This window comes from Rhodopirellula sp. JB055 (genome assembly GCF_043100905.1).
Lineage (GTDB): Bacteria > Planctomycetota > Planctomycetia > Pirellulales > Pirellulaceae > Rhodopirellula.
Window position 1 is genome coordinate 1 of record NZ_JBICHO010000082.1, and the last position, 10650, is coordinate 10650.

The 10650-nt window shown below is 54.7% G+C and carries 7 protein-coding genes; 4 read left to right on the top strand and 3 right to left on the bottom strand.

The features are described 5' to 3' along the window. The 4 genes from ACF8AM_RS03110 to ACF8AM_RS03125 form a co-directional block, all read left to right on the top strand. Positions 1-980, top strand: a 980-nt coding sequence (locus ACF8AM_RS03110) for a mechanosensitive ion channel family protein (RefSeq protein WP_392554230.1), incomplete at its 5' end; no start/stop codon positions are given. Next, entirely contained in the window at positions 977-2245 is a 1269-nt protein-coding gene (locus tag ACF8AM_RS03115) for a DUF2254 domain-containing protein (RefSeq protein ID WP_392554231.1), read from the top strand. The genes ACF8AM_RS03110 and ACF8AM_RS03115, both read left to right, overlap by 4 nt. Then, the gene (locus ACF8AM_RS03120) at positions 2235-3584 is read left to right on the top strand and encodes a mechanosensitive ion channel domain-containing protein (RefSeq protein ID WP_392554232.1); all 1350 of its coding nucleotides are present in this window, start codon (positions 2235-2237) and stop codon (positions 3582-3584) included. The genes ACF8AM_RS03115 and ACF8AM_RS03120 overlap by 11 nt, the downstream gene beginning before the upstream one ends. After that, positions 3584-4612 (top strand): AI-2E family transporter, encoded by a 1029-nt coding sequence (locus ACF8AM_RS03125; RefSeq protein ID WP_392554233.1) that lies wholly within the window; start codon positions 3584-3586, stop codon positions 4610-4612. Before ACF8AM_RS03120 ends, ACF8AM_RS03125 begins: the two co-directional genes overlap by 1 nt. Before the next feature lie 39 nt (positions 4613-4651). Here ACF8AM_RS03125 and ACF8AM_RS03130 read toward each other — a convergent pair whose 3' ends face one another. From ACF8AM_RS03130 to ACF8AM_RS03140, 3 genes are all read right to left on the bottom strand, one after another. Continuing rightward, a complete protein-coding gene (locus ACF8AM_RS03130; RefSeq protein WP_392554235.1) occupies positions 4652-6688 on the bottom strand; it encodes a flagellin in 2037 nt (678 codons plus the stop codon). A gap of 367 nt (positions 6689-7055) precedes the next feature. Continuing rightward, on the bottom strand, positions 7056-9611 hold the full coding sequence (locus ACF8AM_RS03135; RefSeq protein ID WP_392554236.1) for a right-handed parallel beta-helix repeat-containing protein: 2556 nt from the start codon (positions 9609-9611) through the stop codon (positions 7056-7058). A 99-nt stretch (positions 9612-9710) separates the two neighbouring features. Then, the coding region (locus tag ACF8AM_RS03140) for an amidohydrolase family protein (RefSeq protein WP_392554234.1) at positions 9711-10650 on the bottom strand (940 nt) is incomplete at its 5' end.

The following is a 10650-nucleotide window of genomic DNA, read 5'->3' on the forward strand; positions in this document are numbered from 1 at the left end:
AACTTGGCCGCGAAGCGACGGGGGTCTTGCCTTTGGTATTGGTCGCCTTGGCGGTTGCCATCCTGTCGTACTTCCTGGCACGAGTCGGCGCTGGGATGACACGTTGGTTTTCGCGATCGCGAATCGACAGTTCGCTTTTGCGGCAAGTGTTCGGCAACGTGGTCGGCGTGTTAATCTTCATCGTCGGAATCTACGTTGCCCTCCGTGTGTCTGGTTTGACCCGGTTGGCAGTCACCCTGCTCGGCGGCACCGGATTGGTCGGTCTGGCCCTCGGGTTCGCGTTTCGCGACATCGCCGAAAATTACCTGGCCAGCATCCTGATCTCACTCAATCATCCTTTTCGCGTGGGCGATTTGATCGAAGTGGAAGGAGCCAAAGGATTTGTTCGAAAGGTCACCACACGTGGAACGGTCCTGAACACGTTGGAAGGCAATCAAATCCAGATGCCCAATAGCACCGTGTACAAAGGGAAAATCACCAACTACACGGCCACTCCACTGAGTCGACAGGACTTCACGGTTGGAATCGGATTCGAAGATTCGATCGTCGAAGCCCAGGAAATCGTGATGTCCGTCCTGAATGACCATCTTGCTGTCATCGATGATCCGGCACCGATTGCAATCGTCGAATCGCTCGGCAGCGCGACCGTCAACTTGCGAGTCTTCTACTGGTTCGACCAAACGACTCACTCGCCTTTGAAGGTCAGCAGCAGCGTCATCCGTCTGGTCAAACAGCAGCTCACCGAAGCAGAAATCACGATGCCTGATGAGGCTCGCGAATTGGTCTTCCCACGCGGCGTGCCAGTGCAAATGGTGGAGCAGTTGCCGACTGCATCCGCTCCGGTTCCCAAAGCATCACGGTCTAAAATGGAACCCACCCAATCCGTCGGAGAAGGCGATTTGAAGGCCGAACAAAGCGAAGTCTTGCGTGCCACCGAGGACGACGAGATTGTCGAAGGTGAGGCGAACCTGATCGCATGAAAGCTTACCTGCAACAATTGGTTTACCGGATCCGAGGTAGCTATTGGTTCATTCCTTCGTGGATGGTGTTCTCCGCGATCGTGCTCTCTCAAGTGACGATCTGGATCGATCGTTCCCTTGGCAATGCTTGGTTGCAAGATTACTGGTTCACGTCGATGAACCAACCCGACGGTGCTCGCGCGCTATTGGCAACGGTGGCGGGCTCGATGATCACCGTCGCTGGTGTCACGTTTTCGTTGACGATTCTGGCCGTGTCGCATGCCACCTCGCACTTCGGGCCGCGTTTGCTCGACAACTTCATGCGAGACCGTGGGAATCAGATCACGCTGGGGACGTTTGTCGCAACTTTCTTGTATTGCTTGCTGGTGCTGCGAGTGGTTCGTGGCGAAGCGGTTCCCGAGAGTTGGGACATGACCGTCGAAGCCTTTGTTCCCCAGTTGTCATTGTTCGTCAGTTTGATCTTGACCATCGCCAGCGTCGGTGAACTGATCTACTTCATTCACCATGTTCCCGACAGCATTCATATCTCGACTGTTCTGCGAAGGTTGGCAACGGACATGTCCGCCAAGTTCGATGAGCTTTACCCGGAGACTCTTGGTGTTCCTCTGGATGAACACAAGGAACCGCCGACGCTCGCGAAAGATTTTTTGCACGCGGTGCCTTCCTCGGTAACCGGTTACTTGCAGGGAATCGACGAGGATGAACTGATGAGCTTTGCGAAGAAATACCAGGCGGTCGTGCGATTGAAAAAACGTCCGGGTGATTTCATTTGTCGCGGCGAATTCCTCGCCGAAGTGACCCGAACGATTGATTGGAACGAGGATCATTCCGACCAAGTTCGACGCGGATTCACCATCGGTTTTTCACGAACGCCCACCCAAGACGTGTTCTTCATCCTCAACGAATTTGTGGAAGTGGCAACACGTGCGCTCTCACCAGGCGTCAACGACCCCTTCACCGCCATGCAGTGCATCGATTGGCTGTCCGACGGTTTGGTTCAATTGTCTCGGCGTGAACTCCCCACTCGTTATCGCATGGATTCGGAAGGAGAACTGCGGATCATCACGACCGCGGTGACACGCAAGGACTTCGTGGATTCCATGTTGGGGCAACTCATCCCCTATGTTCAGGACGATCGCAATGTGTCGCAGTATTTCATTGCCTCCATGAACCGCGTGCTTTCCGTATCCAATTGCAAAATGCTTAACGAACTGATCGAAGCCACCCTCCAACCCCTTGAACAGACCCACGACCATGAAGAATGATCCTGATCCCGAAGGAGGCCGATTTCGATTTGCAATCGAGGAAGGCGGTTTGCGGTCCGCCGTGTTCTTGCTCGCGATTTTCGCGTTGGCGCTGGTACCTCATGCGGTTGAGGCTCAAGACGCCAGCAATTCCGAAGCGGAAACGGAAGCCAACGCGCCTCTGCAAACGGTTGCGGTGGAAGACATCGTCGATGATGAAGCCATCCGCGAAAGGTTGGCAGAAATCTTTGCCGCCGCCGAATCCAGCGGGTGGCTGACCGATGCGGAGGTCAATCTGGAAAGTGGCATCGTGACCATGCGTGGACAAGCCGACACGGAAGAGCATCGGCAGTGGGCCGAAACCGTCGCGAGAAACACCGAAGGTGTGGTCGCGGTTATCAACGAGCTGTCGATCAACAGCGCCGTTGATCTGGTGTCCACCAGGAACGTCGTGACGCATTCCTTGCATTCTCTTTGGACCGACTTTTTGATTCGGTCCCCTCTGCTTTTCGCCGCCTTGATCGTCGTCATTGCAACATCTCTGCTATCGCGACTGGCCAGTTGGACGGTCCATCGATTGCTGGACAAACGCGGGATGCGAACCAGTCTGAAAGACCTGATCGATCAACTGACTTCGATTGCCATTTGGGTCATCGGTTTGCTCGTCGCGACCGTCGTGGCGTTTCCCGGCATGACTCCTTCAAAAGCACTGACTGTGTTGGGACTCGGTTCGGTTGCCATCGGTTTTGCTTTCAAGGACATTTTCGAGAACTTTTTTGCGGGGATTCTGATCCTGTGGGGATATCCTTTTGACCGAGGTGACTACATCTCGTCTGGCGAAGTGACCGGAGAAGTCAAACAAATTACGATCCGCAACACGCTGATTCGCAAAATGGACGGCGAATTGGCGGTCGTGCCCAACGCCAGTCTGTTTAAGAACAATGTCGATGTGCTCACCAGCCAACCTCAGCGACGAGTGCGAATTACCTGTGGGGTCGCCTACGACGAAGACGTCGATCAATCCCGTGATGTGATCAAGCAAGCCGTCCAGTCATGTGATTCCGTTCAAGGGAAACGCACGGTCGAAGTGTTTGCTCAGGAATTCGCGGATTCAAGCATCAACTTCGAAGTCGCTTGGTGGACCGGTTCCCGTCCACTCGACCTCCGTCGCAGTCGCGATGAAGTTGTCGCTGCCATCAAACGTGATTTGGACAACGCGGGAATTGAGATTCCTTTCCCATACCGAACGTTGACATTCAAAAACCCTGAACACATTGGTTTCCAGTCGACTGAATCGGTCGGTGAAAGAAGCCGTTCAGACGATCACCACTCCACCCAAACCGAAGAAAGTGAGTCCTGATGGATCACACCGCATTTACGCGACGCGTCCTGCTGGCCAGCGGCATTGTCTTGCTGGTCATTGCAGTCGCTGGATTGCTCTACGTCGCCCGAAATCTGTTGCCGTTGATCTTTGGATCGGTCCTGATCGCGGTTGTTCTAAACCAACTGGCCGATCTGCTTGGACGCTTGAGTCCGTTGGATCTTTCACGAAACATGCGAGTCGGTTTGGTGATTTCCACGATCGCAGTACTGTCCTGTCTAACGATGTACTCGTTTGCAAACTCGGCGGCACAAAAAGCAGCTCAATTCAAAGACCGCATTGAAAATTCTGTCCAGGAAACTTTTGAATCAGTCAAGGAACAACCTCTGGTAGAGGATCACTTGCAGGACGATGCGAAACTGACTTCGATGATGCCTTCCTCGGGTAAATCCATTGGGCTGGCCAAAAACTTCTTCACCTCCGCGTTCGGTGGGATGGCGGATTTGTTGATCCTGCTTTTCCTCTCAATCTACTTCGCGATCAGTCCTGAAAAGTACCGAGTGGGGGCGATCCGGATGCTGCCGACCGGTTGGCGTGAGAAGACATCGAATCTGTTGTCGGAATCCTCCACCCTGTTGTGGCGTTGGATGATTGGACGCCTGATCGCGATGGCCTTGGTTGGAATTGTGTTTGGGATTGGGTTGGCCGTGATTGGCGTGCCAATGCCACTGGAATTGGGCGTGTTCGCTGGTTTGGTGACCTTTATCCCCAACATTGGCGGCATCGCTGCTGTCGTGCCTGCGTTGCTGCTGTCGTCGCAACAGGGCTCGACGGCACTCATCAGCGTTCTCGTTCTGTACGTTGTGATCCAAACCATCGAAAGTTATCTCATCACGCCGATGGTTCAGGAACACCAAGTCGAACTTCCACCGGCGATGGTGATTTTGGCTCAGATCATCGGAGGTTTGATCTTTGGTTTTTGGGGCATCGTTTTCGCGACGCCGATGTTCGCTGTCAGCATGCTGTGGATCAAGCAACTCTACGTCGAAGATTGGTTGGAAAGCTGATTGAATCGATGGTCATTGCTTGCGGCCGTGACGAGCTCGCTATCCCAATAGTGACAAAACGTTTCGCGGGTTTTGGTTGGCCAGCGACAGCACGTTGGTGCCGGATTGGACGAGAATTTGCGCACGAGTCAGATTCGCGGATTCTTGGGCGAAGTCGGCATCGCGAATGGAAGAATCTGCCTCTTGCAGATTGGCTCTGGCTTCGTTGAGTGACACCAGATTGCTTTCGAGAGTGGTGCTTTGAAACGCCCCCAACCGCCCACGTGTTCCAGCGACCTTGTTGATGACTTCGTCGATGATCTTGGCCGCACCGTGAACATCGTTGGTGAGCGATTTGGACTGGCCGCTGCCAAGTTCATACAGCCGACCGGACGCTCCACCAAGTTTCCCTGTAGAAACGCTGCCAATGCCAAGCGACGCGCGCTGCGCACTGGTCGCATCTGGCCCAAGTTGGAATGTCGCTCCACCGCCCAAGACACTGAAACTGAAATTGCTGTCACTACCGTCCTTCACGGTGATGGCCAAGTCCAACATCGAAGTGTTGAGCGACAAGTTGTTGCCACTGCCTCCCGCGGTCAAACCATTGATGGTCGCTTGGATATCGCTGCCAACGGAACGCGCGGAGCTCAAGCTACTTTCAAACGTCCCACCGTCGCTTTCTTCGATCACGTCAATCGCGATCAGTGCATCGCCACCGTACGTTTCACTGGCGAAGGACAGCCCTCCCTCGGTGTTGGCAACCACTCCAGTCGACTCGCCCACCAGATTGACCGCTTCAGCGACTTGCTCCACGGTGGTGCCTGCGGAAAACTGAAAGGTTTCGCTACCACCACTTCCTTTCAGCTCGTAGACCAAGTTCCCTTTCAATTTGGGAACAAAGTTGGTGATGTTGGTGTTGAAATCGTCCGCGACCAGATTCAAACGTTGTGAAGGACCACTCACTTCGTTTCCGTCGCTGTCGATGACTTGCGCGCTCAAATCAGCGCCGTCACTGAGCGTGGGCAAGTCGTTGATGACTTGCGCAATGTCAACAAAGCCTTTTTTGGTCTCGTCGGTTCCTAACGCGACGGTCACGGTGCTGGTCTGTTCGTCGAATGTCGCTGTTGTCGCTGCGTCTCCAGAATCTGTGTAGGCAATGGAAATGTCTCCACCATCACTGCGGCGGACTTCGAGACCCGCATGAACCGGCGTGACACCGCCTGTTTGTTGGGTGTTTTCGAGATAGCCGCCCTCGTATTCAGCTTCGATGCCGGGCAGTGAATCGATTCTCGACGCGCTCAAACCAATGGGGTGCAATTGATCATACGAGTCGTATCGCAACGTCAGTACGCCAGCGGAGATCGAAGCGGTAGGGATGGAATTGAAACTGCCATCGTCGACAAATTCAACCGCGTCAAAATCCCCTGTGATTCGGATTCCGCTGTTGTTCAGCACCGGGTGATAGTACGTGTTGGTTTCCAATTTGCTGGTGGCGACCGCATCGCCGTTGAGCGGTGGATCAAAGGCCCCTCCGTCAACTGAAACGTTCGCCTTCTCCGCGGCAGCGCTCACGTTCACCTCAACATCGAGACTTCCGGTCGCGCCAAGATTTGCTTGATCGAGTGAATAGTCCGCTACACTGGGGACATCCGAAAGGTTGCTCACGAAGTCTTGCGATCCGTCGAGCAGTTTGCGGCCCTGAAAGGTCGTTGATTGCGAGATCCGATTGATTGCTTCCAACGATGAATCGATCTGCAATTGATTTGCAGCAATTTCGTCGTTGGAGATCCCACCGGTATTGGCCGCTTCGACGACCAGGCCACGGACGTCATTGAGCAAATTGCTGACTTGACCGAGGGCACTGTCGACCGTGCTGATGATCTGACTCGCACGCGTGGTACTGCTGATTGCCTTCGTCAGTCCGGTGATCTCGCTACGCAGTGTTTCTCCCGCAAGCAGTCCAGCCGGGTTGTCGGATGCGCGATTGATTCGCAATCCAGTTGACAATCGCGTCAGCGATTGTTGAAGGTCCTGGTTGCTCGAGGCAAGACGATTCTGAGCAACCAACGACGAAACGTTGGTGTTGATGCGAGTCATGGCAGCCGGGGCAGTGCGAACCAAGAGTTGTTGCGAGAATGACGACAAAGAGTCGAAAAACCATGACACGTTTCAAAGCGATGGCTGACATCTCAACCTAGTTGTGATCAGAAATCAGCGTGAAAGCCTCTCGCCTTCTGCCTCATCCGTTACAGCCGCATCAATCCGCGAATGCAGCATGAAGATTTTGACTTCACTTCGACTTGCTATCTCGCGCCAGCCAACGCCACTGTGGGTGACGTAAGTTCCCGATTTTCCGGTTGTAGCTGCCAACGAGTCCTTGCTGCACTGCGTCACGCTTTTTTGCAAATTTGCAAAGCGGTGAACAACCAAAGGCTCAGGGCCGTTTGAACGCCTGGATCTTTGCTCACTCCGATTGACTCAATTGCAGGTCATCGAGAAGGACCACCGCATCGGTGTCCGCTTGGCTGACAAACCCCAACCAGTCGAGTTGGTTCCACTTGTCGTTCACGAGCGGCAACCGGTCAAACGTTTTGGTTGGCTGGTTGGGAATCGAAACCGAGACGCTCCAGTCGCCCGCATCCTCTCCCAGTTTGGCGGTGACCGTGATCAGGATCCACTCGTCGATTGGGAGTTCCGTCAGAACGCGATTCGAAGAACGTAACTTGCCGCTTTCAAACCACAGGCTGGGGCCGCTTCGGTACGGGTGGCTGGAATCTCGCCACTCATGCTGGAACACAGAGTTCTTTCCAAGTCGGATCGCGAATTGGCAACTCGTCGTGCCTTCACTGTGCTTGGGGCTGAGTGTCAGCATCGGATAGTAGCGTTGCGTTTGACCGGGCGTGTCGGTGAACTGCAAGACCTTTGTCCCGCTTCTTGCCACGGGAGTCTCGATCACCTGAATCCCACCCAGTTCCGGCGTTACCGAAATGGATGAGCCAACCGGACGTTCGCCATACTCGAAGTCTTCACGGAAGGTGAGCGGCGGAGGGGAGGGTGCCTGATGCATCTCCGGCATCGGAAGCGACTTGGCTCGCTCTTTCCATGCTTCGTCACCATAGACGCCTGCCTCAGATGCATCGAATGGCTGGAAGCCAATCTTTTTCGCGACTGATGGATCGGCAAAACGAAAGTCGTCGTTCAACGGATCGACGAACAGCGGATCCGCAACAATGGAACTGTCACTTGTATCGGCCTTTCCAAGCTCAACCGGTTTGCCCATTCGCCAATAAAGGTTGCCAGCAATTTCAACACCGTCATCGCCCCAGTTGCCATGAAACAATTTCTCGGAATCCCATAGGACGATGTTCTGCTCGTACCGAAAGGAAAGATGATTCTCAACTCGAGATCGCCGGATTTGGTACTCGCGACCGAATGCGAAGATGTTGTTGCGGATCAAATTTTCGCGGCCGTAGTGCTGGTGATAGCCGCCAGACTTGGTGCGATACACCAGGTTGTTTTCCAGCAAGATGCCGGTGCTGCCTTCGTCGTTGTACAGACCCCATCCGCCATATCCCCACGATTCAATGTCATGGATCCGATTGCCCCGCAGCACTGTTCCGGGCGACGGCCCCAGCGTGTAGATGCCGCCCATGTCACTCAGCCACCCCTTACCGAGGTGATGAATGTGGTTGTTTTCGATTCGATTCCCTGTCGCCAGACTTCGGTCGTATCCCCAACGCCAACCGACAGAGACACCGGTGTAGTACATGTTAGAAATTTCGTTGTGCGTGACTTCGTTGTCACCACTGTTGCCAATCCAAACGCCGACCGCACATGGAAAAAGATGCCCAGCATCGTAGATGATGTTGTTGTCGACAAAGATGTCGTGAGTCCATTCCGATTCGTTCGATGCAATTCTTGTCTCACCAACACGCACTCCCCCCGCACCCAGGTCATGCACATGACTATGTTTGAAGACGCTGTTCGAGCAACCTTTGCGGAACCAGATGCCATACCCACCTGTGTGACCAATTTCGCAATGATCGAAAACGACGTTGGTCGCTCCGTCGATTTGCACCGCGGCCTCGATTGGAGAGGCTGCTTGTGATGGATCAAAGCCGGATCGCGGCGTGAGCAGCCCGCAATGTCGGAACGCGATGCCGCGGAATTCGAGACCATCAACGAACCGGTCGTTTGCCGAGTTACCCTGAATCACAACCAGCTTTTCGCAGACGGGCACGATGAACTCAGCTCCCTGCATCGATTCACCCGCACGAGGCCGGTAGCTGAGTTTTCCTCCCGGTGCCAGGAAGAACTCCCCCGGTTCGTCGAGTGCCGCCGCATAATTCTCCAGGACGTAACCCGTGTTGCGTGTCAGCGGGTTCCAACTTTTCATCTTCCGACCCGAAATGACCAACTGGCCGTTTTTCGCGTCAGCGCTGTCGAGAAATCGGCGGGTCGTATCCCATTTGTGAAACGCCAGGATCTGGACTTCTTGAATCTCCTCCGGAGTGAGTCCATCCAGGCTGGCGATGTCTTCGGGACGCACCGAGATTGTCTGCCGAGCGCGCCTGCCGCCGTCGATCGATTGCTCTCGGCATCCAACCATGTAGTGAAAAAAGTTGTCCGGTTCGCGTGCTCTGACAGCCCGTTGCCCATTGACCCACATCTGTTCGAAACGCCATTCCGGCGGAAGCTGCGCCGTCCAAGTGCCCCCTTTGCCCTCCGCCCACTGAGCCGAAATCAGACGACCTCCTGAGATCACCGGCCTTGTCCCCGGTGCGGCTTCGTAAGTCACGTTCCCATCGTCAACTTCAAAGGTCAACGGCTGAGTGATTTCGTAGCGACCATTTCCCACGAGAACCCGAACGGATTCACTTGGTCGATCAATCCGGCGTTGACGGATCGCATTGCGGGCTTCGGTCAAGGATCGAAACGGGTGGCTCTCACTTCCGTCACCACCAGTAGTCGCATCAGCGGCGACGTGGAGATCCCAATCGCTGTGCGCGATATTCGACATGGTCAGAAGGACCAGCAACAGACAGGCAGTTGTCTTCATACAAATTGTTTGAATGGGAGATAGACAAAGAACGGGGAAGGCGGCAGTCGCTCCGGCATGTTAGTCAACGACGCCTTTTCGATGATCTTCTCGCGGTTTCCACTTGTAGGCTGCGAGGGAGTTTTTCCAGAAGTACTTTTCCTGGAGCTCACGTGGTTTGTCAGCGAAGTATTCTTTCGCGATCCCCACGACTTCATTCAAAGGAGCCGCCCGGTCGCTGTTGGGCCAGTCGCTGCCGAAGAGGATTCGGTCGTCTCCAAACACGTCGATCAGTCGATCCAGTCCTGGACGATGCACCTCAAGATCTTTCACGATCTTGCCTGAGATGCGATGTATCAAGCCCGAGAGTTTGACAAACACATTCGGTCGATGGTGCAGGTCTTTCAGAACGTTGTCGTAAGCCGCTTGGTTGGCGGCGGTTGGTTCCAATCGTGGCAGGTGATCGATGACGATGCGTAATTCAGGCAAACTTTCGTTCAGCTTCACGACCGCTTCCAGCAATCGCACGGATGGGTTGGCAACATCCAACGCCAGATCGAGATCCACCATCAATCGCATCCCTTTCATGAACACGTCGTCCTCGATCACCTTCGTCAGATCGTATCCCCACAGGGTTCCGTAGCGGATGCCTCGAAACAGAGGGTTCTTCGCATGTCGCACGAGTAGTTCAGCGAAGTCCGGTTTTTCTGGCCGCAGATTGCCGACCAGTCCCAGCATCATGTCGTCGGGCTGCATGACTTGCAGTGCCCAGAGGTTGTCCTCCACCCACGGGCTGGCCTCGACCTTGATTGCACCGGTGATTCCAAGTGGAATGGCGAGTTCGCGATAGTCAGCCGGCAGGGCGGTGGTGGGAGAATCGCCGCCCGGGCCAACGTAGGGTGCGCCCTGTGGCCGAGATGCGTCAAAGAGATGAATGTGGCAATCGATGATGGGAATCGGGGCTTCGTCGGGACTCGGTGCCGCAATCGCAGCTTCCGCGATCGCGGCCGCCCCCACGGCT

What these genes read in the sequence shown, in the direction of transcription:
- ACF8AM_RS03115 (WP_392554231.1), top strand. Translation starts at nt 977, where the DNA reads ATGAAAGCTTACCTGCAACAATTGGTTTACCGGATCCGAGGTAGCTAT.
- ACF8AM_RS03120 (WP_392554232.1), top strand. Translation starts at nt 2,235, where the DNA reads ATGAAGAATGATCCTGATCCCGAAGGAGGCCGATTTCGATTTGCAATC.
- ACF8AM_RS03125 (WP_392554233.1), top strand. Translation starts at nt 3,584, where the DNA reads ATGGATCACACCGCATTTACGCGACGCGTCCTGCTGGCCAGCGGCATT.
- ACF8AM_RS03130 (WP_392554235.1), bottom strand. Translation starts at nt 6,688, where the DNA reads ATGACTCGCATCAACACCAACGTTTCGTCGTTGGTTGCTCAGAATCGT.
- ACF8AM_RS03135 (WP_392554236.1), bottom strand. Translation starts at nt 9,611, where the DNA reads ATGTCGAATATCGCGCACAGCGATTGGGATCTCCACGTCGCCGCTGAT.